The 26,762-nt window shown below is 38.2% G+C and carries 23 protein-coding genes and 1 pseudogene; 5 read left to right on the top strand and 19 right to left on the bottom strand.

Annotated elements, in window-relative coordinates:
* Positions 1-41: 41 nt before the first annotated feature.
* Together ACLFMM_RS03450 and ACLFMM_RS03445 are read right to left on the bottom strand one after the other, a co-directional pair.
* Positions 42-773: a hypothetical protein gene (locus ACLFMM_RS03450; RefSeq protein ID WP_410807320.1), complete on the bottom strand. Its 732-nt coding sequence runs from the start codon at positions 771-773 to the stop codon at positions 42-44.
* Positions 774-1,110: 337 nt separating this feature from the next.
* On the bottom strand, positions 1,111-1,473 hold the full coding sequence (locus ACLFMM_RS03445) for a DUF5320 domain-containing protein (protein ID WP_410807319.1): 363 nt from the start codon (positions 1,471-1,473) through the stop codon (positions 1,111-1,113).
* Between the two features lie 242 nt (positions 1,474-1,715).
* On the opposite strand from ACLFMM_RS03445, the gene hacB reads away from it, so the two are divergent.
* The 3 genes from hacB to ACLFMM_RS03430 are packed head-to-tail and all read left to right on the top strand — an operon-like array spanning position 1,716 to position 4,107.
* Positions 1,716-2,213 (top strand): homoaconitase small subunit, encoded by a 498-nt coding sequence (gene hacB / locus ACLFMM_RS03440; protein WP_410807318.1) that lies wholly within the window; start codon positions 1,716-1,718, stop codon positions 2,211-2,213.
* 17 nt (positions 2,214-2,230) lie between these two features.
* The gene (locus ACLFMM_RS03435) at positions 2,231-3,085 is read left to right on the top strand and encodes a hypothetical protein (RefSeq protein ID WP_410807317.1); all 855 of its coding nucleotides are present in this window, start codon (positions 2,231-2,233) and stop codon (positions 3,083-3,085) included.
* Positions 3,086-3,096: 11 nt separating this feature from the next.
* Positions 3,097-4,107, top strand: coding sequence for an isocitrate/isopropylmalate family dehydrogenase (locus ACLFMM_RS03430; RefSeq protein ID WP_410807316.1), 1,011 nt, complete (start codon positions 3,097-3,099; stop codon positions 4,105-4,107).
* Positions 4,108-4,120: 13 nt separating this feature from the next.
* On the opposite strand, the gene flaJ is transcribed toward ACLFMM_RS03430, so the two are convergent.
* From flaJ to ACLFMM_RS03345, 17 genes and pseudogenes are all read right to left on the bottom strand, one after another.
* The gene (gene flaJ, locus ACLFMM_RS03425; RefSeq protein WP_410807315.1) at positions 4,121-5,773 is read right to left on the bottom strand and encodes an archaellar assembly protein FlaJ; all 1,653 of its coding nucleotides are present in this window, start codon (positions 5,771-5,773) and stop codon (positions 4,121-4,123) included.
* 17 nt (positions 5,774-5,790) lie between these two features.
* The gene (locus ACLFMM_RS03420; RefSeq protein WP_410807314.1) at positions 5,791-7,452 is read right to left on the bottom strand and encodes a type II/IV secretion system ATPase subunit; all 1,662 of its coding nucleotides are present in this window, start codon (positions 7,450-7,452) and stop codon (positions 5,791-5,793) included.
* 35 nt (positions 7,453-7,487) lie between these two features.
* Positions 7,488-8,183, bottom strand: coding sequence for an ATPase domain-containing protein (locus ACLFMM_RS03415; RefSeq protein ID WP_410807313.1), 696 nt, complete (start codon positions 8,181-8,183; stop codon positions 7,488-7,490).
* A 9-nt stretch (positions 8,184-8,192) separates the two neighbouring features.
* Positions 8,193-8,693, bottom strand: coding sequence for a flagellar protein G (locus ACLFMM_RS03410; protein ID WP_410807312.1), 501 nt, complete (start codon positions 8,691-8,693; stop codon positions 8,193-8,195).
* Positions 8,694-8,717: 24 nt separating this feature from the next.
* Positions 8,718-9,152, bottom strand: a complete 435-nt coding sequence (locus ACLFMM_RS03405; protein ID WP_410807311.1) for a hypothetical protein — start codon at positions 9,150-9,152, stop codon at positions 8,718-8,720.
* Between the two features lie 5 nt (positions 9,153-9,157).
* Positions 9,158-10,294 (bottom strand): FlaD/FlaE family flagellar protein, encoded by a 1,137-nt coding sequence (locus ACLFMM_RS03400; RefSeq protein ID WP_410807310.1) that lies wholly within the window; start codon positions 10,292-10,294, stop codon positions 9,158-9,160.
* A gap of 447 nt (positions 10,295-10,741) precedes the next feature.
* Entirely contained in the window at positions 10,742-11,800 is a 1,059-nt protein-coding gene (locus ACLFMM_RS03395; RefSeq protein ID WP_410807309.1) for a response regulator, read from the bottom strand.
* A gap of 153 nt (positions 11,801-11,953) precedes the next feature.
* Positions 11,954-14,722, bottom strand: a complete 2,769-nt coding sequence (gene alaS / locus ACLFMM_RS03390; RefSeq protein WP_410807308.1) for an alanine--tRNA ligase — start codon at positions 14,720-14,722, stop codon at positions 11,954-11,956.
* A 118-nt stretch (positions 14,723-14,840) separates the two neighbouring features.
* Positions 14,841-15,581, bottom strand: a complete 741-nt coding sequence (locus tag ACLFMM_RS03385; RefSeq protein WP_410807307.1) for a hypothetical protein — start codon at positions 15,579-15,581, stop codon at positions 14,841-14,843.
* Between the two features lie 192 nt (positions 15,582-15,773).
* Positions 15,774-16,007: pseudogene (locus ACLFMM_RS03380) on the bottom strand (RNA-guided endonuclease TnpB family protein); the annotation flags it as partial.
* A 147-nt stretch (positions 16,008-16,154) separates the two neighbouring features.
* Positions 16,155-17,153, bottom strand: a complete 999-nt coding sequence (locus ACLFMM_RS03375; RefSeq protein ID WP_410807306.1) for a DUF4921 family protein — start codon at positions 17,151-17,153, stop codon at positions 16,155-16,157.
* Positions 17,154-17,162: 9 nt separating this feature from the next.
* Positions 17,163-17,327, bottom strand: coding sequence for a hypothetical protein (locus ACLFMM_RS03370; RefSeq protein WP_410807305.1), 165 nt, complete (start codon positions 17,325-17,327; stop codon positions 17,163-17,165).
* A gap of 62 nt (positions 17,328-17,389) precedes the next feature.
* On the bottom strand, positions 17,390-19,360 hold the full coding sequence (locus ACLFMM_RS03365) for an amylo-alpha-1,6-glucosidase (protein WP_410807304.1): 1,971 nt from the start codon (positions 19,358-19,360) through the stop codon (positions 17,390-17,392).
* A gap of 13 nt (positions 19,361-19,373) precedes the next feature.
* Complete coding sequence (locus ACLFMM_RS03360) at positions 19,374-21,323, bottom strand: glycoside hydrolase family 15 protein (RefSeq protein WP_410807303.1); 1,950 nt, start codon at positions 21,321-21,323, stop codon at positions 19,374-19,376.
* The gene (locus ACLFMM_RS03355) at positions 21,320-22,132 is read right to left on the bottom strand and encodes a V4R domain-containing protein (protein ID WP_410807302.1); all 813 of its coding nucleotides are present in this window, start codon (positions 22,130-22,132) and stop codon (positions 21,320-21,322) included. Before ACLFMM_RS03355 ends, ACLFMM_RS03360 begins: the two co-directional genes overlap by 4 nt.
* Positions 22,133-22,141: 9 nt before the next feature.
* Positions 22,142-23,344: a glycoside hydrolase family 57 protein gene (locus tag ACLFMM_RS03350; protein ID WP_410807301.1), complete on the bottom strand. Its 1,203-nt coding sequence runs from the start codon at positions 23,342-23,344 to the stop codon at positions 22,142-22,144.
* A complete protein-coding gene (locus ACLFMM_RS03345) occupies positions 23,341-24,504 on the bottom strand; it encodes a glycoside hydrolase family 57 protein (protein WP_410807300.1) in 1,164 nt (387 codons plus the stop codon). The genes ACLFMM_RS03350 and ACLFMM_RS03345 overlap by 4 nt, the downstream gene beginning before the upstream one ends.
* A gap of 273 nt (positions 24,505-24,777) precedes the next feature.
* On the opposite strand from ACLFMM_RS03345, the gene ACLFMM_RS03340 reads away from it, so the two are divergent.
* Positions 24,778-25,923 carry a double-cubane-cluster-containing anaerobic reductase gene (locus ACLFMM_RS03340; protein ID WP_410807299.1) on the top strand — a complete coding sequence of 382 codons (1,146 nt, stop codon included), beginning with the start codon at positions 24,778-24,780 and terminating at the stop codon, positions 25,921-25,923.
* Entirely contained in the window at positions 25,920-26,690 is a 771-nt protein-coding gene (locus ACLFMM_RS03335) for an acyl-CoA dehydratase activase (RefSeq protein ID WP_410807298.1), read from the top strand. Before ACLFMM_RS03340 ends, ACLFMM_RS03335 begins: the two co-directional genes overlap by 4 nt.
* The last annotated feature ends 72 nt before the right edge of the window (positions 26,691-26,762 follow it).

Below are 26,762 nucleotides of genomic sequence, written 5' to 3'. Positions count from 1 at the left end.
GATAAAATAAATTAATATTATCGAATTGTTGGACAAGTTCTTTAGCTCAGCGGTAGTTCACCCACTTTTGTTATACAAATGGGGCTAGTTTCTGCTACTGTTTCAAAAAACTCTTTTTCTTTATTTAAGTCATCCTGAGCTTTCTTACGTTCAGTGATATCTAGAATACTTACGAGCACATTGGGATGATTATCAATATTTATAAGAGATGTTGAGAGAAGAAATGTTAGATACTTTTCATCCCCGTCCACCATAAAAGGCAAGCTCACCTCAACATTGTAATAGTTGTTACCAGTTTCAAATGTGTCCATAACAGTTTTTCTTACAGTACATTCTTTGCAATGTGGCCCAAACCCACAGCCTTCAGAGTCATCCAATGAATGCAAGCACCTTAGAGTTTCACCACCCCTTAAACCCACCACATCTTTTGAGTCTACACCAGCGAATAGCTCTGAACTCTTGTTCATTTTAATGACTCTTCGTTCATAATCAACCAACATGTAAACTACTGGTGTGTTTTCATGTATTGCTTCTAGCTCAGCATCTATCTTTTTTTGGCCTGTAACATCAGTTAAAATTGTAATAAATTTACCTTCTTCTGGAGAAATTACTGTTATAACAAAATGTTTATCCAAAGGTGGAAAATAAGTTTCAAAATAGGTTTTTTCACCTGTTTTAGCTACTTTTGCATAGATATGAAGATAAGGTAGTTTTCCAGAACCATAAATTTCTGAAGCCCTTTTCCCAGCTATTTCATTCCTTTTAAAGCCGATGATAGATTCGTACGCAGGATTTATATCAATAATTATGTAGTCTACAGGATTACCTTCTTGATCATAAACTATTTGATGATAACAAACCCCTTAATTCATGGATTCATAGACTGGATTTTGCATAAAATTGGTATTTGTCAAAAATGTACCCCGTGATATTATTATAATTAGATAATTATATTTAAAGTTTAATCAATATCTTAAATAATATTTCAATTTATCGAAATTTACCATTTTTATAGATACAAAAATAAAAAGGTTCCACCACAAACTTTAAGGTATACGTTATATTAAAATATAAAAAGTAAAAAAGTGCTTGGAAAAATAAGCACTTTTATTACTTAGATTTTAGTTCACCAAGTTTTTTGTTTATGTTGTCCAGTTCTTCTCTAAGCATTCTTTGTTCCTGCTCAAGTGACCTTATACTGGTTTCGACATCTCTCTCAAAACCAGTATTCTCTACGTATTGGCCTGGACCAGGGGTAGGGTTAGAGTTACTTCTAAAACCGAATCCATTTCCTCTTGCACTACCTAATCCCATTCCTCTTCTATAGAATGCGAAACCACGTCCCCTGGCCAATCCACGACCAACTGGAACATTGTTTGCAAAACCTGGTGCATCAAAACCTGCACAGTATCCTGCTCCACGTCCGGTCAACGGTCCAGACCCTATTGGCCCTGTTCTGTCTCCGCCTGGCATGATATATTACCTCCTTTTTCTTCGATTATTATTTTTTTTACCGGGTAGTTTTGTATTGTCCATACAGGACATATTATGCATAATAATGCATAAATAAAAAAGGTTGTGGTTGAAATTAACTAGTAAACTTTGGTAATAATAGATACCAGATACAATATCTTGCTAATCATTAGAATAATTCTGAAAAATCAAACCACTACATACAAATACCAGCAAACAAATTTCAAATTTCAGGTGAAACAGTGGAGAGCATAATCGAAGGCAGAGCCTGGATATTTGGTGACAATGTAGATACAGATGTCATAATACCGGGTAAGTATCTAAGAACCACCGATGTTCAGGTATTTGCAGACCATGCAATGGAAGGGATAGACCCTGAATTCTCCAGCAAAGTCCAGAAAGGTGATGTGATAGTAGCAGGAAATAACTTTGGTTGCGGATCCTCGAGAGAACAGGCACCTCTGGCGTTAAAACATGCAGGAGTTGCATGCGTGGTTGCCAAATCCTTTGCACGAATTTTCTTCCGCAACGCCATTAATGTCGGACTTCCGGTAATGGAAGCAAATGTTGAATGTAGTGAAGGTGACATTGTCAAAATCGACCTTAAAAAAGGGAGTATAGAAGTAAATAACAAAACCTTTAAAGGCAATAAACTCCCTGATTTCCTTCTCGAAATTCTAACTGATGGCGGGTTGGTCGCTCATCGGAGGAAACTGCAGAAACAGAAAAAGAAACAGTAAAAGGAACAGTACCCATCATGATATTTCCTGATGAATACAAATATGTGGGTATAACCGATATCCCACCAGAAGACACTGAATATGATACCATATACTTCCTGACTGAATATCTTATCGTAGAACAGCAAAAAGAAGCCGGTAAACAATTTTCCCTGTACCATGTACAAAAAAGCGGAGAGGGATTGTTCAGGAAATTAGAATCATTAGAAAAACTCGCATCAGAAAACCAGATAATCGAATACGATAAAAAGCTTAATATTAAAAACCGCACTCTTTTGATCGAGACTGCAGCAAAACTCTGCAAAAATGGGATAAACACTGTGATATTTACAGGGATAGACAACCATCTAACCTTTGTACATGAACCGGATCCGTCACAGATACTGGAAATCGAAGTCGTGGATGTAATTCCACCAGAACCTTCATGGCTCTCCTACATCATCGACAAGCTCGATGAAAGTGAATTATTCGGCGATTTCACAGTAAAATTCTGTAAAAATTTAATCGACCTCAGGCAATTCGAAGGTGAAAATACAGTATTCCCGTGTACTGTGTCAGGACTGAAAGGCAAATATCTGGATTCTGATAATATTACACAGAACAATCCACTTCTGGTGGGTTGTGAAATTTCAAAAACTATTTTTGAATCAAGGTTTCCACATCTTCAATATTCACAGATTAATATCTGTCCGTTCAATTCCGATGTATTTACACCCACAAAACCTTTTTTAACCAGATGCTGTCGGTCTGAGAAATCTGGACTGACAGAAATTAACGGTGTGGATGGTGTAGTGGTGCACTGGGGTGCATCAGAATTCGATGTGGCAGAAGCGGTTAAAAACCTTATAGAATATATAAAAAACAAAGATTAAGAGTTCAAAATATGAAACTTGCAGTGGTTGAAGGCGACGGAATAGGCAGTGAAGTAATATCTGAAGCTGTAAAAGTACTTGATGCTCTTTCACTTCCTATAGAAAAGGTACCTGTCGAACTCGGATACGGTAAATGGGAGAGAACAGGTAACGCGATAACAGATGAAGACCTTGATATACTCAAAAATTGTGACTGCATACTTTTTGGAGCAATTACTACACCTCCTGACCCTGAATATAAAAGTGTACTGCTTACAATCCGAAAAGAACTGGATATGTACGCAAACATCCGTCCTGTGAAACCACTAGCAGGGATTACAGGTGTTACCGGTAGAAGCGATTTCAACTATGTAATTGTAAGGGAAAATACAGAGGGTCTGTATTCAGGAATTGAAGAAATTCATGAAGATGTCGCCTACACCACCAGAGTTGTGACCCGTAAAGGCTCAAAACGAATAGCTGAATACGCCTGTAAACTTGCAAAGATGCGCCATAATGATGTCACCATAGTCCACAAGTCCAATGTCATGAAATCCGATAAACTGTTTCTGGATGTATGCCAGCAGACCGCTGAACCCGAAGATGTTGATTACAATGATACACTGGTTGATGCGATGGCGTATTACCTGATGACATATCCTGAGAGATACGATGTAGTTGTAACAACCAATCTTTTTGGTGATATTCTCAGCGACATGTCAGCGGCTCATGTAGGGGGTCTGGGTCTAATGCCAAGTGCCAATATAGGGGATAAACACGCATTTTTCGAACCTGTACATGGTAGTGCTCCCGATATAGCAGGTGAGGGTATAGCGAATCCGGTTGCAGCTATCCTGAGTGTGAAGATGATGCTCCAATGGTACGGATACAGTAAAGAAGCTTTTCTTGTAGAGATGGGAGTTAATTACACACTGAACCAGGGGATAAAAACACCCGACTTGGGAGGAACTGCTACTACACGGGAACTGGGTGATGGGGTAATAGATTACATTAAAAGTCAGTTAGAACTTGAATCTGAATAATTATATTTCATATTCAGAAATTTAGCAGTGCATCCACACCATAATCAGTAATTACTGCCACAATTCCAGATATCCATACCATTATCACAAAATCCGTTGCACCCCTAAGAAAACTCCCGCCGTCAATAACTCTAATCAACATTGCAGACATCAGTGAATGTGCAACCATAATAACCATAACCAGTATTGAAAGTACACCGATGTCACCGATGTTTGTGTGTAAAATCGTGCTCATGGACATGTTTGAGGGCATATCAATTCCATGGAACATATCCTGCATAATTTTTACAACTCCAATTGATATGTTCAAAGTGAACGCTACCCCAGCAGTTAGACCATACAATACACCAACAAAACTGGATGCAGTCTGGTAACGTTTTTTCCGGAGGGTAATCATCCGATGGAAATTGGTTGCAATGATATTTCCAATAACACCTGGTTTACCACCCAGATTTGTAGCTTCAACGAACATGGAACAGAAATGCTGTACAAGGTTGCTTCCTGTACTGGCAGCGAACCAGTACCATGACTTGACCTTGCTAATCCTTAAAACCAGTCTTTTATAGAGTTCATTAACATCATCAGTAAGTGGTCCGAAGTCATGTAGGCGCAGGGATTTTAATGCGTCATCAACCATGTTACCCTTTGCACCTGCAGAACTTCCAAGTGATCGTATGAATGCCGGGAAATTTTCATCTTTTCTCTGGATGGTTACTTCAATTTTTTTGGTCGTATAACCTGTATAAATAAGCGGAGTTAAAGCAAGAGCAATAGAAATCGGCATTGGAAGACCATCATATAATAAGATAATAATTGTTAAAAAAAGACACCCGGCAATGGAAATCGGAATAGTCCTGTAAATTTTAGTTATATCTTCGGTATAAGATTGTTTCTGCTGCCATAAAGGATCTTTTGGAACCACATTCTTTGTAAACAGCAATACAAAAACATCTGTAACAACAAATACCAGAACTACTACACCCATCAGCATTACAGCATTCATACCTGTTAGAATGGGTGTTATAACAGCAAATGATGCCAAAAATATAAGGGAAATTACAAGCGATACAAAAAGTTCCTTGATAACATCTATCATGTATAAAGAACTATAATACATAGATTCGTATTCGTTCATGACGACATTCTGTTCAGTCGAGAGAAACTCATTGACATCTTCTCCGGAATGCAGTGCATGTGCGAATCTATCCAGAAAGTCCTCGAATATAATCGATGGTGTTCTTTTTGATAGGAATTTACAGGCGTCACCGAGGTTCAGGTTCCATACAGTTACAAGGTTGTAGATTTTTCGGTTCTCTTCTGCAAGATCCATGAAATCTTCGTTTTTTGACACGATCCGTATAATATCTATCCTGGGAGTATTTGCAGTTGCAACCGCGCCCATCTGGGTTATATAGTAATGCATATTGTTGTTTATGCGCGTTTTTTGGTTGTTTACAATATAAATGGGGTAGGAGAATGCAAATGCCGTACATATAATCGGGATTATAACCAGGATAGCTATCGATGGACCGGTAAATAGCCATGGTAAAACTACATAAATAAAAACAGGAGCTAATACACCAAAAAGTACAAGGGGGACCGCAAATTTTTTAATGTAACTCGCCGGCTCCATACCGGTTCTTTGAAGCATATTACCGTAATCCATCTACACGTCTCCCTCATTTAAACACTAAATGGCAGTCCTTCAAGTCCGTACTTATAGAATTTATTTATAATATCATAAACCTCAAAATAACCTTCTATACCTCTATTTTGCAGTTCTTGCAGAATCCTTGCACGCAAAAATAAATCGTCATATACCCTTCGTTTATCCTCATACCCCAAGATGGAAGCAATTTTACTCTCAAGAATGAAACTGTTGTTCAACCCGCGGAAATGGTGGATATCATCCTCTGGATCCCATTCAAATACACCTCTTGTAACGACTCCCCCTGATTCGTCCGAGTAACCTTCGATTTCTTCGATAGAAAGACATCTCCTCAGAACCTTACCTTTCCTGTATACTGCCTGAAGAATCATTGTTACATTCAGGTTGTCAATAAACGTAATGGGTACATTTATCGGATGGCCGGTCAGTCTTTGAATCAATTTTTTTACAGATGCAGCATGGAACGTTGATATAACAGGGTGACCCGTCTGCATTGCCTGGAATGCTACCGAACCTTCAACACCACGAATCTCACCAACAATTATAAAATCAGGCCTAGATCTTAATGCCGCTTTCAACAATGTATAGAGTTCAACACGCGATTCTTCAGGCCCTTCTTCACGGGTGAGCAATTGCTGCCATACATCCTGTGGAGGCTGGACTTCTGAGGTATCTTCTGCAGAATACACTTTTGACCACGGGTTTATAAAAGCCAGACAGGCGTTAAGCATTGTTGTTTTACCACTAGCAGTTTCACCGCTAAAGAATATACTCATCCCGTTTTCAAGGCACATCCATATATATGCCGCCATTTCGGTATTCACAGAACCGAAGTTAATTAACTGGATGATACTAAGCGGGGTATCATTGAATTTACGCATGGTAAAGCTGCTGCCCTTCAAACTTATATCGGTACTATATATCATGTTGATACGTGACCCGTCAGGAAGGGCACCATCTGATATAGGGCTGGCATCATTTACAGGTCTTCCAATACGCTCACTCATACTTCTGAACCAGTCATCAAGCCTTGCTTCGTCCTCAAAATTAATGTTTGTTTTAATCATGTCCAGAATTTTATGAACTATGTATACACCATTTATACCAATACTGTGGATATCTTCCAGATAGGGGTCTCTTACAACGGGTTCTAGAGGTCCGGAACCTATGACATTCCTTTCAATATGGTATAGGAGTTTGTTGTACTCGGTCTGGTCCAGGGGTATATTTTCAGTAGTTGGTAGCAGTTTATACAGAACACCAAGTTTTCCTTTTTCTTCCGGGAGTTCACCGCCTGAACCTACATCTACTGATTCGTTCATTAGTTCTATTATGAGGTCTTTGAGTTCACTTTCAGACTCAGGAACAGGTTTTTTTGCGGATTTTTCAAGTATGGAATTCATCACAGCTTCATATTTTTTATTTTCACTGGATGACAGGGTCGGTTCTATAGCATAATACCGAGCCTGACCCATTTGAGGAGTTCCATAAAGATGGATAAACACCGGGTCTCCAACAGGCAGAATGATATTGACATTTTCCACAGATATATCCCTATCCAGATTTACCCTGAATTCTGGAATGCTGCCTGTTTTTTTCTGGAATTTTTTGATATACTCAGCAAGGTGAGGGTTTCTCTGCAGCGATTTTTTAAATTCAGGATCAATTTCTGCCACTTTATTACCTCATAACCGTTTTTTAAAAGATGATATCAGGAAACAGCCGCAATTTCTACAACAAGTCCTACCCTTGGTTCTATCCTGATACCTATAATATCTCCTATAGGTCCCTGTGCACCTATAAATTTATTAACAATCAATGTCCTTCTAACCTGGTTTGACATCTGTTTTACATTAAGGGATAAATTGATGTCTGAAGATGAGCGGAGCATGGTGAAGATTTCATCATCCAGACTGTCGGGCTCGATTGTCATGATAATCGTCTTGTTCAGTCCGTTGAGTTTTTTGAAAAACGAGACAAGGTCAAAACATTTCTCACTATTGACACTGTTTTTAATCAAAGAAGATATCGTATCAACAATTATCACATCCTTTTCAAACAGGTCTTCAGCATTAATAAGCCTTTGAATAAAATCCATGTTTTGTCTTGTGTTTTTTACCAGCGGTATTACCGGAATATAGAGCAGATTGCCGTTTAAAAGATGTGTTGATATCTGATAATCAAGGGAATACATCTGGTTGATGAAGCCCTTGGTTGTCATCTGGGTAGATATATAGGTCACACTTGTTTCGTTCTCGATTAACCCGTAGGCGATTCTCTGGGAGATTATACTTTTCCCTGACCCACTATACCCTTCAATCAATACAAGGGAATCCTCAGGAAATCCACTACCCAGCTTCTCATTAAAATTATCCCTTGAAATCCGGAAAGAATGAAGGTTTACCATTTTATATCCTCAGGTTTTAAAATCTATCGTATCAGAAATCCCGTTGTCAGTAGTAATTTTTAATCTGTGGTCTCCAGGGTCAAGTGGATCACCGGTAGTCACATTAATAATAATCACACCTGATGGCTTCCATACACCTGGACTATCCTGTAAACTCATGTTCAGGTTTTTACCCTGTATATACTCCCCGTCCAGAATAACATCCACATATTCAGGTGCAATATCGGATTTACCGGTGTTTTTAGCGTAAAACGTATAATAATCAGATGTAGTGTTATAAGGAATAACTTCAGGGTCACTTATAATTGTGATATCGGTTTTTAACTGGTCAGATACTACTTCACTATTTTCGGATGTGGCACCCATTATGGACTGGACATTTGTTGACAGTGCACCGACAACACCCACAGCTATAATAACAGCTGCTATGAAAAATATCATATGTGTTACAGCAGTGTCCCCGTTTTCATCATTTAAAAATAAATGTAACGCGGATGTTTCATCTTGCATTTAAGTCACCGTTTTTTGTAAATTTTAAATAGGGTACGTTGCATAATCTGCGATTCCGTTTTCTGCTGTCACTTTAACCCGATGTTCGTCTTTAGGATCTGTAGGGATATTATTGATTGTCAGATTTTTTGTTTCATCCGGTGTCCAGGTTGTAGGTGATTTATAAGAATATGAACAGATATTTCCGTTAACTATTACGTTTAATTCCTCCGAATCAAGGGTAACACTTCCAGTGTTTGAAACCGTAACAGTAAGGTCATATGAATTGCTGGAGTTATCAATTGTTGTATTTATGATGTTAATATCGGTCTGCAGGTTTTTTGCCTGCATATCATGTTTTAGGTCTTTAGCTTCATTGATTCTTTCTTCTGAAGCGCTTACCACTGTATATGCAGTTGTGCCCAGTATTACAGCGGATACGAAAAAAATGGCTACTACTGCTGCAGTTTCAAATCCCATAAAACTTAGACCTCTTTTTTGATTTTGGATAAATCATCATCGATATTATGGTCCACTTGACTGTTATCCATCCTGTGACCACTCATTCGTTCGATAAACATGAATGATTTAGTATGGTCATCAGGAGTCAATGCCCAATCCTCTTTTTCAACATAGTGTTCCATACCCTTTGCATAGTTTAGTATATCAGTAAGTACTTCTTCACTTATCCAGCCGATGTTCACGTAATATTCCAGTGCATCCTGGAGGTTATTGCTTCCCACACGTTCAACAAGGTACTCGATCCAGTTTAAAATTGCAATCACTGTAGTAGGATCATTTCCTATAGAATCCAAGATTATAGAGGATTTTTCTACATTTTCTTCTTCGTCTTGGTATATATCTCCAAATTGTTTTTCTGAAGGTTCATACACATTTGATAAATCGATATTCTCCAGTATATCCACACGGTCTGATATTTTTTCTGTGTATTGTTTCAGGGAGGATAAGTTTTCGTTCAACTCATCATATTTTTCAAATAACTCATTTGTTTTTGATGAAAGTTCATCTATTTTTGAATGGAGTTTATTGATGCCCTGAGTATCAAATTTTTGGTAAAGCGCGTCAAGATCGTTTCTAATCATTGTCGCATAATTGCCGATTTCATTTATGCGCTCTTCATTTTTTTCAAAACGTTCTATGTATTCACTTCCGCCTTCATTGTCCCCGACAAACGGGTTTACCTGGTTGGAGACGATTTCATAGAGTGATAAAAGTTCTACAACACTCTGGTCGATTTTATCAACTGTCTTTTTTAATTCCTGACTCTCTCTCTGAACAGTAGTTATATTGGCATCTACCTTAGAAAGCCTGGATTCCACTGTTTTTATCTTCTGTGTATTGCTCTCAACCTGTTCACTGTTCACTTGACTGGATTGTCCCGATGAGGCGCCTGGGTCAAAGGGGCTACCTTCCTCTAAATCTGGTACATCGCCAAAAGCGGGTGGACCATCAGTAGATTGTTCATCCGTGAGTTCAGATAGGTCAGGAACATCTCCAAAATTCTGAGGTTCCTGTGAAAACGGTGAATTGTTCTGTCCTTCAGAACCCTTTTTACCCTTACCGGGGACCAAATTTTTCAATTTATCTTTGAATCCAGCCATACATTCTCAGTCACAATTAAAACTGTATTACCTTTTATATATATTTTTATTTTTCGGATCTAAAAGGTCTATAATGGACTACATAAAATAAATTGGTTCTAATATATATTTTTATTTGTGTTCAACATATGAGCATATTTTTTGAAATGTAGTAGTTAAAATTTGGCCCTTGATAGCGGTTTAAAATTAATAAAAAATAAATTGTGTACAAGCTAGAACATAGAAATTATTTCTAAAATCAAAAACGACAATTCAAAATTGGCTTTGCAGGAAAGCTGAATATCCAGATGGATGTATGATTCAATAATATTTTTAAATGTAATTTAAAAATATCGGTAAAATTTTATGAATTAAACTGGTTGATATTTAATTCAGCAGGATTTCTACAGAAACTCAAAATTATAAACTTAGAAGAATGAATTATCAAATGTTGAAAAGAAAAAATTATTAAAGTTTTTTCCAGCCGTATCTCTTCATAACCATTTTTATTCTTGCGTTCAGTTCCCGCTCATCAAATGGTTTGGATATATAATCATCGATCCCAAGTTCCATACCTTTCAATTTATCCTCAACTCTGGTTTTTGCTGACACCATGATAATTGCTATATCCACAGTAGATTTATCTTTATTTAATTCTTCCACAACTTCATAACCGTCCATATCAGGCATCATTATATCAAGCAGAATCAAATCAGGAAGTTCTTGCATTGCCATGTCTACAGCCTGTTCACCGCTGTAGGCGACAATAAAATCATATGGTTCATTGGATAGTGAGAGTTTTATAAGTTCGGGTATATCTGGTTCATCATCCACTATCAGGATTTTTAACCGTTCTCTTTTGATTTTCTTCTGTACGTATTCAAAATTGATTTTGCCGTCACTTATAGTATATGATACATGCAGGCTTTTCAATCCTATTTCAGCATGCATTTCTCCACTGCTTGTAATATCGATGACAACATCAAAAAACGATTTAATCAGACCTTCATTTTCAGAGCTCAGGGTGTTTTTTCCGAGGATGGTTACTATACTACCGTTATTGTTATTAACGGTTTTTTCAACGAATTTAATAAAGTTTTCCACAACCTGTAGGTTGTCTTTTGTCAATGTATTCATATCATCGATGACAAGAATAGAATCAGGGTGTTCTTTGAACAGTTTGGAAATATGGGAACCCATTTTTGTGTAATCGGTCTGTGAGTCGCAGTACAGGGTATTTTTTTCGGGCTCTTTTCCGGGTTTTTTAATATCGATGAAACAAAGACGATCAGAGTATTTTTCGACATCGAAACCGTACTCATCAAAGGTATCTAGGACTTTGCTCCTTGGTTTTTTCAGTGAAAGCCACACAACGGTTTGTTCAGGGTCGTTTTCAAGTACATTGTATATATAAAAATAGATTATCCTCTCACTTGAAACACCAACAGGTGCCAGAAACAGTGTACTTTTCGAAATCAGTTCATTACGAAGAGTGTTTATGATTTCCTGAGTTTCATCGGATTCCATATTAACCCTGAATTGTTATATACGGTATATAATTTGTTTTATTTTCATATTAATGTTTGGGAATTGTTTTCATGATGATGGAATTTTGTTAATTACCACATTTGATGCGATGTTAAAAACATAAGGGTATTCTACCTTCAGCAGACAATAATTTTACAGCTGCTCTTTTACTCTTTTAATACCGATGTTTAGTGCTTCATCGATTTTGGTTATATCCGTTCCACCACCCTGTGCCATGTCAGAACGACCTCCTCCACCGCCTCCAACGATGGCTGATATATCTTTAACTATTTTACCGATGTTTATACCTTTATCTACAGCATCCTTGCTCGCAGATGCAGCTATTTTTACACCATTGTAGTCACTGATGAGTAATGCTACGGTGCTGTTGTTTTTGGTAAGTTCTCCTGCCATGTTCTGGAGTTCTTTGTTGTCTGAATTAGGTACTTTTTGGGCGATGATATGTGTGTCATCGTAGATTATGGCGTCCTGTATCATCTGTTGCACACGTATATTTGCAAGTTCTTCCTTTAACTTTGCATTTTCCTTTTTGAAACCTTTCCATTCTTCAAAGAAACGTTCGATTGTACTTGGTAGATGTTCTGGTAAAACACGTAATGCTTCTGATGAATTATGTAATGTATCCTCGATTTCCTGCATTGATTTTATAGCAGCTTCTCCTGCAGAGAATTCAAGACGTTCCACACCATCCTGTATGCGTTCTGATTTTAATATCTTGATCGGACCCACGTAACCGGTATATGTGCAGTGAGTACCGCCACATGCTTCTATATCATCACCTACTTTAAGAATTCGCAGTTTTTTACCAGAGGGTACACCACCCTGGTACACGCTCAGACCATATTGTCTTTCAGCATTATTTCTGTTTACCCATTCAGTAACAACACGCTTGTTTTCCATCACAGTATCGTTTGCAATTAATTCGATTTGTTTAATTTCATCTCTCTTTATACGTTTATAATGTGACAGGTCAAGACGTGCACGGTCTTCGGATTTCTGGGCACCTGCTTGCCAGATATGGTTTCCGAGTACTTTCTTTGCAGCATCATTTACTATATGTGTTGCCGTATGGTGTCTGGCATGGGCTATGCGCCGTTTCTCATCAATCTTGCAGGTAACAAGGTCGCCTTTTCTAAGGTGTAATTCACTCTCGACATCCTCGAGTTTATGTATCACGACACCTTTTATATTCCTGACATCGATTACATTTGCGACATCATCATCAGCGACAATCTTACCATGGTCTGCAGGTTGTCCCCCACCTTCTGGGTAGAACAGTGTTCGATCCAGAACGATGTAGTTATCAAAAACATCCAGCACGACAGCTTCAAATTCCATACGATTAGGTTCGTTATAAAACAGCAGTTTTGTCTGTGGAAGCTTGGAAATTCTTTCCTCGAACGGTAATCTGGGTTTTTCTTTTTCCTCTACCTTGCTGTGTCTATCTGCTACTATTGAATAGAAGTTATCAGGAAGTTCTACTTCAACACCCATGCCTTCTGCGACTTCTTCAGCAATTTCAGGTGGAATTCCGTGACTGTCATACATTTCAATTAACTGGTCAAGTGGTATTTTATCATTCTTTTTCTTGTACTGCTTGGCCAGTTTTTGAATCATTTTGATCCCGCGGTTTAGGGTTTCTTCGAACTTTTCATCTTCATGGTGGATGATATCTTCTATCAATTCGGAACGGTCTTCAAATTCAGGAAATTCCTGAAGTTTATCGATATGCATTTGAATAATGTCATATATGGGTACGTCCATACCAAGTTCACGCATCATACGTGTAGTTCTTCTAAAAACAAGTCTTGCTAGGTAACCAGCCTTGACATTGGATGGCACTATACCATCACCAATCATGAACGTGAGACATCTGGTATGGTCTGCTATTGCATAGACCTTTTCCACCGGTTCCATTATGGATGTCAGTTTTTCAACAGTGGTTCCGATGCTGGTGGCTACCTGTTTTCGAAGTTCTCTCAGGTTGGCTTTTTCACTTACATCCATAAGACCTGCAAACCGGGCGTTCTGGGACAGCAGTTCAGAATATTCAGAGTCTTCCAGTTCATGTTCAAGACCTGCATATTCCATCAATTCATTGACAACCGATGGGAATATAGCATCATAGATAGTTGGTGACCCTTTGGAAGCCCAGACCAGTCTTTCAAGACCATAGCCAGTATCCACGATATAGTTGTCCATTTTCTCATAGGGTTCACCATAGATTATGATGTCACCGTCTTTTGACTGTTTCAAATTCATGAATACAAGGGTGGCAACCTCAAGACCTCCCACCAGTGTTTCAAGACATGCTCCTGCATTGCCGCCACCTGCCCATGGTTCTTCCTTGTATGTTACAGCAAGTGGGTCTACACCAAGGGAATTCAGGAATTCGTCACAGAGGGCTACAGTTTTTTCCTTCCAGTAAATTTCATTGTCCTTTGTATTGAAAGCATGGTGTGCCATCATTTCAAAGAGTGTAAGATGTCTTCCGCTGCGTCCCACTGCGTCCAGATCTGATAGGCGTACACAAGGCTGGGAAATTGTCAGAGGGTTTGCCGGTGGCGGTACCTGACCAGATGTTACAAACGGTTGAAAGTTGGCAATAGATGCTATTGTAAGATGAATATCTTCCCTCCATACAGCTGCAACAGGGTATCTATTGACACGTATATGTCCTCTGTTTTCAAAAAATTTGAGAAAATGTTCCCTCATCTCTCTCAATTCATATGGTCTTTCAAAAACAGGGTTGCCTATGAACGAGTATGTGTCACAAGGTGCGTCTCCGCAAGTAGTTCTATCAGGGTCACGTGTCCAGAAGAAACTTTCACATTTGGGACACTGTTTCCTGACAAATCCATTTTCATGGAAAAAATTAAGCTGATATTCATCCTCAAGCATGATAATCACTGATAAACAATTATTGGGATTAGGTCTGGTATGGTATTTAGCTCATCTATCACATTCTCATATTTAAAAGCGTTTCCATCATTAAGGTCAAAAATAATAGAAAGTGCAATCATCTTACAACAGGTGATGCACTTTCATCAAATGGGTTTTTCCTGATGGCAAGTGAGAAAAGATATGGATAGTTGTCCTTCATATACTCCATATAATCCAGCCATTCAAGAACAAGTTTTCCATATACTCGTTCTATATCTATCCTAAGATGGTCAAGGTCGGATTCTGGAAGGTTATCAAGCTCAGTTCTACTGATAAGTTCTTCGGTCATATGGAATACCGCTCTTAAAATTTCGGTAAATGTTTCATGTTCCAGAAGGTTTGGGTTTTCAAGCAATCGTAACAGAAAATCCCTGTGCTCCATAAGCAAATTCCGAAGATGTTTTAAATCCACTCTGTTGATATCTATAGTATATTCATAATTTTTGAGCTGGTTTTTAACATTTATAAAATCAGCATCAGTCCATTCTTTGGATATTACAAGGTTCTTTTTGATCTCTTCAAGGTTTGGGTCCCAGTCAGAAAAATAGATCAATAATTGGGTACCGACCTGACTAAAAAATGTACCTATAACCATGTTCAATTTTTCCAGTCTCTGACGTTTATCCATATCATACAGTATCTGATGGATTACCATGGTGACAATCAGCACTTCTATAGGAAGGAACGCAAGTTTTGCAATCATGAAGTTGAACAGATGTTTTGGGTCCTGGAAGATAATATATTCCAGTGTATAAAAGAGAATTGAGGTCAGTAGTAATGATAATCCTAATATTTTGTACCATCTTGAAATTTGCATTATATTCACCACACTTGTAGATTTTCAGGTTTTAATTAGAGCAAAATTGCAATTTATAGTATAAGTTATATCCTAAATTGAAATCAAAAGTGAACTACCGTTGAGCTAAAGACTCAGCGACTTCGGAAGAAGTTTACCATGAAAGCCTTACTCTTTAAATCAAAGATTTAAAGATATTTATAAATTTTCAATTTACAAAGTTATCTCTGGAGAGTTCACGTCCCCAATATCAGCTATCCCTGCAAGGGAATCGCCGAGTACCTTTCTTAAGATGTTCAATGCACCATTAATATCGGCATTGATCAGCCTGCCAGTAGATGACTGGAAGATTCCTCTCTTAAATCTTTTACCAAGATATTTTTTTTGTATCTTTATCGGTTCTAACGCCAGTGCATCAACCTTGCTGGTATAAGCCATATCTACTTCACGATACAATCATTTAGCAAAGTACTTATATTTTTATGACCATTTCCTATGCCCGATGCTAAAAAAAATCGGGTTTTATTTATCTTTATAAAAAATTATTTAATATGCTTAAATTATATATTTATGATTAAAAATGAGATTTAAAAATCAAATTGAATTTTTAAAGTAATTAACAGCATCTTCCGGGGGTATAGTATTAATATAGATATCAGTATTCTTCTCAAATCCACCAATAGTTGATAAAACCGGCTGGATTTTTAAATTAAAATGATATGAGCTATCGGCAAGTATCTGGTTGAACATATAATTATAAGATATTGATCCAAGCGTTTTTTCAAGACTATAAACTGCAAACCGCAATGCATCACCCAATTGGGACAACAAGTCATCTGTAAAGTTGATCATATGATTGAAATGATTTTTAGGAAGTATCCATAATTCAAATGGGGTTTTTGAAAAAAACGGTGCTATAACAATAATATCTTCATTGTTATAGAGCAGCCGTCTGGAATTTTTCTCTTTTTCAACGATATCACAATATGGACACCTGGTTGCATTGTCAATAGTGTTCTGTTCAATTTTCAAATTAGGCGGCATGAATGGCAGAGCAATCAACTGGGAATGTGTATGATTGATAGAAGCACCGGATTTTTCACCCCAGTTTTTAAAAAGAGATGTATATACAATACCTTTTTTTGATTCGTAATGGGTAGTACGGTCTCGGTATACCTGCATGAGCAATTTTATTTCGTCATCTGAAGATTCTGATACTTTTTTATTATGTACAGGTGTTTCAACAATAACCTCATGGTATCCGTATCCTTCAAACTTCTGCCAGTTAAAATCATCTTGTTCCAAAGAACCAGGATTTGGAGAAAGGGCAGGATATAGATTCGGGATACACCTAACCCACCATCCTGTTACTCTTTCATTTTCAGTATCCTTTAAAATCTCACCTGATCTGTAGACAGCAGATGCAGGTGGAGTTTTAGCTTCGTTTCCTGCACAGAATACACAATCATGACCATGTGGTTCTGTCTGTTTTCCGGATACGTTTGCTGATGCAAAATCTGAAGGGCGCTTTCCTCTTTCAGTTGCAATTATGCAGTATTCATCCAGAAAATAATGTTTTCTGATTTCTGACATGTCATCAACTCAGGTTATTTTTTTATCGTTGAGTAGTTCATAGTATTCCATGGTAAATTGTTCCCAGTTCATGTCTTTTGCTAATAGATGCGCTTCCTGACAGAGAAAGTTGTATTTAACCCTGTCATGGAGATAAGAATCAATGAAGTAATCAAGAAATAGAGCAGAATACAAGTCTTACCCATTCCTGTTTAGTTATTCTAGCTCCCCGTCCCGATTTGTAGAAAATATATACATTAAGATTTTTTAAACCTTTCAAAGTTTTCAATGTATGCTCTCAGGATTTCTGCGACACTCCATGCCTGGGATATACACCCACCCGGGTTATGAGGATAGTCTCCATCAAACACCTCTGATATTGTCCCAATTCCTGATTCTTTTAAATGTTCCTCAAACCCAAGCAGTAATGAATGTGCATGCTTCCTGCTTTCAGCTGAATTGTTGTTAACTTTTAAATAGGCTGATATAAAAGGGCCTATAAGCCAGGGCCACACCGTTCCATTGTGATAGGCAAAATCACGTTCATAGGGGTCACCTTGATATCTACTTATGTATTTTTCATTATTAGGTGACAGTGTTCTGAGTCCCAGGGGTGTCAATAAATCCTGTTCCACCTTCTCAACAATCATCATTTCCTTGTCAGACGGTAACATTGTATAGGGAAGTGAAACCGCAAATATCTGATTTGACCGTATGGATGGGTCTTTGTTAACCGCTCCGTAGTCATCTATATTGATACAATCGAAAAGACATCCATCTTTTTCATTCCAGAATGCATCAATGAAATTGTTTTTAGCCATCTCAGCAGTATTGTCATATTCTTTATGTTGTATTCCCAGTTTTTCTGCAATAGATGATGCTGTTTTTAAAGCATTGTACCACAAAGCATTGATTTCGCAGGTCTTCCCCTTCCTTGGTGTCACCTCAATATCTCCAACCTTTGCATCCATCCAAGTAAGCTGTCCGTCATGTTTTATCAGACCGTCCTTATCCATCCGGATGTTAAAACTGGTTCCGTGGATATAATAATGGATAATTTCTGCAATTGTACCCCACAGGTTTCTGACTGTTTCAAGGTCGCCTGTGTATTCAAGGTATTTTCCAACCGCATGTATAAACCAGAGTGATGCGTCCACAGTATTGTAATCCGGACTATTTTCATCTGTATCAGCAAACCGGTTTGGAATCAGACCGTACTTACAGTTATCAGCAAAACCTGTAAGAATACTGGACGCATCATCGAAACGTCCGGTGACAAGGGTTAATCCGGGTAATGATATCATGGCATCTCTGCCCCAGTCAGAAAACCAGTGGTATCCGGCTATTATGGATTTTGATTCAGTGGATTTTCTATCTACAACAAACGAATCTGCTGTTTTTGACAAGCAGGATATGAAATCCTCATTAAGTCCAGAACCAAGTGATTTGATTCTTTTAACTTCCCGGTAATAAATTCCATCAATATCGTCTTTTTCTAGTTTTGAAATTTCATTGGTGGATGCAACAACAAACACATGGTTTACACCCTTTTCAAGTTCAATTTCAAAAAATCCCGGGTTATAATTGTCTTCCTGATATTCAAGTCCTCGGTATCGTTCTATATCATATTCAACATTGTAATACCATGTACCTTCAGGATGATATTTCGCATTTGAATACAGATTGAATGAAGTGCCTTTTCCAGTTATTTTTGTACCGCTTTTACCAGAATCCTGCTCAAATTCAATATTCCCGGATTTTATAGTATGGTGGAAATTTCGCAGGTTTACAAGCGGGATTAATTTAAGAGTAGCATTATCTATGTCACAGGTTATTTGATAACTGGTTATGGTGGTGTTTTTACCATGTTCCATGAAAATCTGTTTAACGATTTTGATGTTTTCTGTCTGATATTCAAAAGCAGGAAATGGATTAAACGATACTCGCTTAAGATATCCATACCCTTCAGGATGGACAGTCATCGGAAATCTATGGGTTGCAAGTTCATGGAATTTATCATTGATATGTATCTCTTCATCAATAGAGGATAGCATGAGAGTTCTATCAACAGGGGGATTTAAAGCTGCAACCAATAGCCCGTGATAGGTTCTGGTATTTGCTCCTATGATAGAAGATGATGCATATCCACCAATTCCGTTGGTAATTATCCATTCCTTCTTAATACCTGATTCATAATCCAAAAAATCAGCCGGCTTAAATTCGTACATGTGAACCATCCAGTTATTTGAATACAGAATCCAGAAGCTGTAGATTATCAATCATTAGAGAACAACTCCATCCCAGTGGTATTGCCCATGCAGGCTGACCGTTATGTTTATCCACCTGTTCCGGCAATAACCCGGTACTTGTTGTACCTCTGGTGGACCATTTTATATATTCAACAGCTTTTTCTATGAATTGCTGCCTTTCTTTTTCTGTACCTTTTTCATCATTCAGGGTATTTGCAAGAGAGAGCATGGTTTTTGAGAGCCATAATGTTGCTACAATCCAGGGATTTCCTCCGATGTAATTATCATTCTCATATCTTCTGATACCGTAATAACCGTTAATTTTTGATTTCAGTTTCTCTTCAATCGTTGCAATTATGGTATATATCATGTCTCTCTCATCAGGATTTTGCGGGTTTAGCATATTGAATGGAACAAATGTACCCAGAATACTGACATCAACTGTTGTGTCCAGTTTTTCATCGATGATTCCCTTTGCAAAGTATCCTTCATCAATCCAGAGTTTTTCAAGTGTGTTTTTCTTGATAGTTTCCGCTCTTTTAGACCAACGTTTTGCAAGCCCTGATTCATCATATTCTTCTGCCAGATGAGCAGCACTTAAAAGTCCAGCATATACAGAAGCATTAGTATAACTAAAGATGCCCGGGAAAGTTTCCCATAAATCGATACAGGGTTCATGGAGGCCATTAGCACTTCGTTTCATGAGGTATTCCGCACCATGCAATACTGTAACCCACATTCCATACAGGAAATCGGCTTTTTTCACACCTTCAATCGACTGATAGTAAATATCCATCAATTGAAGGGTTGACCCGGTTTCATCTATCTGGGTGGTATTTTTGAAGTTACACCAAGCGGGTGCTATGTTACCATCAATCCAGTATCTCTGAAACCACGAACCATCTGAAAACTGGGTACTTTTACACCAGTTCAGGAAATGTTCACAGTATCCAGGGTATCCTGAATGCAATAGCGAAGCAAGTACTTCTGATGCGTCCCTGTTCCAGCAAAACCCATAACCTCCACACATCTCAAAATTTGAATCAAATTCAGGAGCTGCGATGAAAGAACCATGTTTTGGGTCATTCAAAAGTTTCAGTGTAAGTAGTGAGCGGTTATATGCATCCAGTAATGTTTTCTGGGTTGTTTTATCGTTATTCATCCCGGATAAACTTAAAACATTTCTTCCAGACAGCCACGTAATACAGTTATCTTTGGTGTTTTCAAACATATCATCTATCTTCTGGGAACAGATTTCATGCATCCTTTTATATAACTGGGTCCTCCCTTTGGCAGCACCAATCAACACAGTAATCTCAGATGACCCATTTTTCTTAATGTTAAGGTCCCATCCAACTGCACTGTTAAGTTTTCCAATATCTTCCCGGTTTTTTTGCAGTACTCCATCTTCCATATCATATTTGGCATTCATCCACCAGATGGTTCCCATCATCTTACCGACCTGCCAGTCGTCAAAACCGGGAACCCCGGTAAGACCGATATGAAAATCCCTCCAGTACTGGACAAATAATTTTTCATCGGGGTCACAAAAAGCTGCGTTCTTTTTTTCCATTTCACCAGCATCAAGATTCATGTAGTAGAAAAATTTACCATGAAACCCTCTGGTTGAAGATATTCTGTATTTACGGACTAAAAATGGTGCTTCAGGATGTATAAAGTCAAGGATTGAAATTTTAAGACCTGATTCATGAGAAAGTTCAGTGGATACAATGTCGGTATCTTCAAGGTACTCCTGTTTTGCAGTCCACTCAAAACTATTTGTCCACATGAGATGCGAACCGTCATGGATACAGGCTACCGAATCTTCCATATTCTGCGCATAATCCCTTCTTGGATAAAAAAATCCAAATATCTCTCCTTTGCTTCCCATTGTGACGAGCAGATGTTGATTACCAAGAATTACGTTTGGTTGTTTAATCAAGGCAGTTCTCCTCTAAGGATGTGTTCGGGTTTTATACCTTGTGGTGCTTTTGATATCATATGTTCACAGAGGTCAGTGCTCATCATGGATTTACACCTTATTTCTCTGACATGGACAGGTTCTCCCAGTGATTCTGTAATAAATCCGGAAAAAAATCCGCTTATATATTCACATACAGGACGTTCGCTTTCACCATATGATTCGGCAATAAAACAGTTCATGAAATAGATTTTCCCGTTTAATGTATCAAAATCAAGATCCATATCCAGTAACCCCCAACCTGCAGCTGTAACCAATTCTTTTAAAATATCTGCAAGATTGTTTTTGTCGATATTTATTTTTGTTTTTATGTATCTGGCAGCATGGATGCCGCCATTGAGACCACTGACCATCAGCAATCCGCTGGAATCAGATACATTTTCCTTTATAATCCGGACAATATCCACAAATGTTGTTGCACGGGCAATGATGGCTCTTTCACCGAGTAGTTGAAGTGGATAATCCAGTGAGTGCAGTGTACTGTCCTGCAAAACGTGATGTTCTATATTCAAAACCACTTCAAGGTTTTTAAGTTTGCCCAAAAATTCGTTTATATCGGTGTCAGTTTTAACACGTGCAAACAGGACATATTTTCCTTTATCTTTATATTCGGTATTATCAAGGTATCCATATCTGATATCCATATCTTCAGAAGCAAAAAGATTTACAATGTCAGTCTGTGACTCCGGTGTATCGGTGTAATATATCTTGAACCAGACAAAATATCCTTTATCTTCTTTACTAAAAAATGTACCAAGGTTATGTGTCATTTAAATTGGTCACTCCCCCGATAAATTATTCAGTCTTTTGAATACTTCCGCTTTAAAATCCATGATGATTGCCATGTAATTTACGGCAGCATCAAAGGGTGACGAATATACACTGAAATATGCATGAACATCACCGTCACCCATCCATTTGGTGCACATATAATGGAAATGGTCTGAGGTCAGCAGATGTTTCCAGATTTGTATCAGTTCATTTTCCCCTGTCTTTTTAACATAGGGACCCAGATGTTTTACTTCTTCAAAACACCTTCTCTGAATGTCGTTTCCAAGCCATGCACTGGTATCCCGTTCCATATCCGCCCATGAAATCGTGGAAAAATCACCTACATCGATGTCTCCTACTGATGGATACATATCAACCACTTCAGAAGGTGTGTTGAAGGAAAGGTCTCTTTTTAATACTTCTCCAGGAAACGCACGTATAAAATCGAAGATACCGGTCTCCTCCCACTGGTGTTCACCAAATGTTTCATAATCCATAAATATATTTAATGTATCACCTTTTGCATCTGATGCCCATGATGCCCATTTATCAGCTGTAAGGGGATATTCACTCCACCATCGTGCTGAAAAACGGTACCCAATATCGTCACTTAACTGATAGTTTCTCATCAACACCGGAAGACCACTGTCATCCGCCCTGTATACATAATTCGGTGAACGCCATCCAAGCAGGTTATCCACACCTTCTGTCAGTATTGCATTGTACCCTAAATCAGACACCGTCTTTGCTATATTGTTATTGTAAATCAGTTCGGTGTTCCTGAACACTTTCGGTTTTACACCAAGGAGGTCCTCTATAACTTTGTGATGCTCTTTGATTTCCTCTATAAATTCGGAACTGTCCTCAAACAAACCCGCAAGTGAATGATAATTCGTCTCATCCAGAAATTCCACACAGCCAGAATCTGCCATCTGTATGAAAGTATCCAGTACATCACTTCCCCAATTGTCACACTGGCTTAGGAGTGTACCCGTTATAGAAACACTGAATTTAAAATCCCCATTGTATTCATCGATTAAGTCAAGTAATAAATTATTTGTCGGACGATAACATTTGTTTGCAACTTTTTCAAATATTTCTTTGTTAGCAGCGTAATCAAAATATCTATAAAAACCACTCATATCATCAGGCCAGAACCATCTGAGTCGATAAGGTTGATGTATCTGGAAATAAGGACATACAGAAGTCATTGTTTGACCCCCATCTTTTTAATTTCTCCTTCTGTCTCAATAACAGCACGTCTAAAATCCGAAAGAATAGAAAAGTTATTGACACCTCTTTCATAAGCCAGAGGTAGGTTTGTATAATTCATATCCATCAGTATATCACTCTGCTGGAGGTATCCATATATCTGTTTCAAAAAATTATAATTAGGCGCACCCTTTATCTTCTGAAAATCATTATTAATCCTCATCAACTCACACAGATAAATGTTCTGGATATGATTGCCTGTAAGGCTATCCATACCGTAACGCGCAGTGGTTTCAGTGTTAAGATTGTCCAGTTTTATCTTTAGATACTTCTGAGCTGCTTCTGAGGGTGTTACCATCTCTATATTGTATTTTCTCAGACTTTCCGGTAGCTTTCTGATAAACTGGAATATATTACTCTCATATTCATGATGCCTTGCAAGACTGTTATAATTGAAATATATGACAACTACATCCCCTTCCATGTTATTGATCCATGACGCGAATTTGTCTGCAATTAATGGGTATCCTGTCCATGATTTATCAGAAAACCGGTTTTCAATATCTTCGCTTAAGTCAATGTGTCTGAGAAGGACCGGTAAGTGGTTAGCATATACATATGTCGGATCATTTCCTTCAATCAGATTCGAAGACCCTTCTGAAATCATACATTCAAAACCCAATTCTTTCAGAATTTTTCCCAGCTGATTTGATAGGAGCAATTCAGAATTTATGAAAGTTTTTGGGTTTTGTCCAAAAAAATTATTGATTTCATTCCGGTGTTTTTTCACATGGTCCTGAAATTCTGAGAATTCTGGATATAAACTACTCAGAGAATGGTAATAGGGAGATGAAACGAATTCGATACTTCTGGTATCTGAGAGCTCCTTGAATGAATCAATCGCATCAGTGTTCCATCTTTTACACATATCAAGGAATGTACCGGAAATGTTGAATGAAAATTTACCATCACTTTTTACAAGTTCTTTAATGAACTCGTTTGTATGTATGATGTCATCACTCATCTTTTCAAAGATTGAATATACCTGCGACAAATCGAAATATTTGTCGATGTCCGGTCTGGTATATTCGTAAGCTGGCCAGTACCACTTCATCGTGAATGGTTGATGTATCTCCCCGCAAAAACAAACTGATTTCATATATCCTAATTCTTTCTATGGGATATTTTAGTGTATTGGTATCACAAATTTGGAGATGTCAGCGACCAACTAATAAATCAGTTGGCTTGTCCTTCCATTTCTTAACTTCGACTAACGGAAACTAAAGAAGGGCATTAGAAACAGTGATAACTTCCCTGTGTGCTATGTTCTTCGAAATTTTGTAGTCGGCGTTCTTTTATTCAGAACTGGACAGTACCATTCTAATTCGCAAAAGACTTAATATGTATAAGATATCAACGTTTAATGAGAAAAATGAGTAATTTCAAAAGTCTCGAAAATCTCAAAAGTTCATATAAAGAGCGTATTCGCCAAGTATCAGATGAAAAGAAATCGGGGAAGAAATCTGTAGGTACTTTTTGCCTTTTTGTACCTGATGAGATAATATTTGCAGCAGATGCTGATCGTATGATACTCTGCGGAGGCAAGAATGACACTATATCTATTGCAGAACAATATTTACCAAGAAACATCTGCCCCTTGGTGAAATCTTCTTTTGGATCAATCGTCAATGATGGCTCATCAGGCGTAAAACCCTGCTCTCAATTCAGTATGGTAGACATGATCGTAGCTGAGAATACATGTGATAGTAAGAAGAAGATGTATGAATTGCTAGATAATTATGTTCCAACCTATGTAATTGACCTCCCTCAAAGGCCTGATACTTCTGAAGCCTTGGAATATTTTTTATCTGAACTCGAAAAATTCAAGGGTGCAATGGAACAGCTTACAGGCAACAAAATAACTACCGAACGCTTAAAAAAGGAGATTATATCCTCCAATGAGGTCCGAAAGCTTCTACATAGGCTGTATGAACTACGGAAAAAAGATCCAAGTCCAATAAGCGGTGTTGATGTGCTGAAAATCCTTCAGAAACAGTATTTCCTGTCACCTGATATGTTAAAGGAACACCTTCGAATGCTTATCAGCGAAATGGAAAATGTTGAACCTGAAGGTTCACACAGTCCCAGGATAATGATTTCTGGTTGTCCAATGCCAGGAGGTAACACGAAAGTATCAGAAATCATAGAGAACAAAGGTGGTGTTATTGTTGCAGAAGAAAGCTGTACCGGCACAAGGTCGTTCTGGGACATGGTAGACGAAGATAAGGACCCAATGCTTGCATTGGCCGAAAGATACATAAAAATACCCTGCTCCTGCATGAGTCCCAATGACAGGCGTATAGATAACATCCTCGAACTTGCCAGAGAATTCAAAGTCGATGGAGTTGTATACTATACACTGCAATTCTGCCACGGTTACAACATAGAAAAACATAAGGTACATCAGGCCCTAAAAGAAGCAGGAATTCCAATGTTAGCTATCGAGACAGATTATAGTGATTCTGACGTTGAACATATCGGACTCCGTGTGGATGCGTTCATGGAGATGGTTGCGTGATTTCAGTGGGAATTGATGCCGGTTCGGCTACTACCAAAGCGGTGCTTGTCAACGAGGGTAAGAAAATTACTCATACCATACGGTCAACTGAATTTGATTTCATATATGCTGCAGAAATTGCGTATAAAGAAGTTCTCGACAATGCGGGTATCGACAAAAAAGATGTTAACCATGTATATTCAACAGGATATGGTAGGAATAGTATTCAGTTTGCTGACAAGTCTATAAGTGAGATTACTACTCATGCTATGGGTGTATATCACCTGTACCCAGAAGTTAAAGGGATAATTGATATCGGTGGGCAGGATAGCAAAGTAATCTCGGTAAATAGGGGCAAAGTAACTGATTTTATTATGAATGACAAGTGCGCAGCTGGCACAGGCAAATTTTTAGAATACACGGCAAGGGCACTTGAAGTTTCGATAGAGAATCTGGACAATTTGGTGATTGGTTCTGAAACACCTGCGAATATAACAAGTATGTGCACTGTTTTTGCAGAATCCGAGGTTATATCGCTTCGAACAAGAGGATTTACAAGACAAGATATAGCAGCAGGAATCATCGAGAGTATTGCCCGAAGAGTTGCGGTTATGGCCCGGCAGTTAGAACTAAAAGAAAATGTGGCGTTCACGGGAGGCGTGGCGAAAAATACCTCCATTAAATCAGCGCTGGAAAAAGAACTGGGTATATCACTTTACGTGCCTGCTGAACCGCAAATCACAGGGGCACTGGGAGCTGCGTTGTGTCAACCACCCCTCCCTAACTGAAATACACAGTATTTCAGTTGAGGAAGGAGCTTGTTTCCATAAAGCAAGTTCCTGGTTGACCAGACCACTGGA

Source organism: Methanohalobium sp. (assembly GCF_046546175.1).
In the GTDB taxonomy this organism is placed as follows: Archaea; Halobacteriota; Methanosarcinia; order Methanosarcinales; family Methanosarcinaceae; genus Methanohalobium.
The sequence above is the reverse complement of the archived record's forward strand: the minus strand, read 5'-3'. Positions and strand labels throughout refer to the sequence as shown.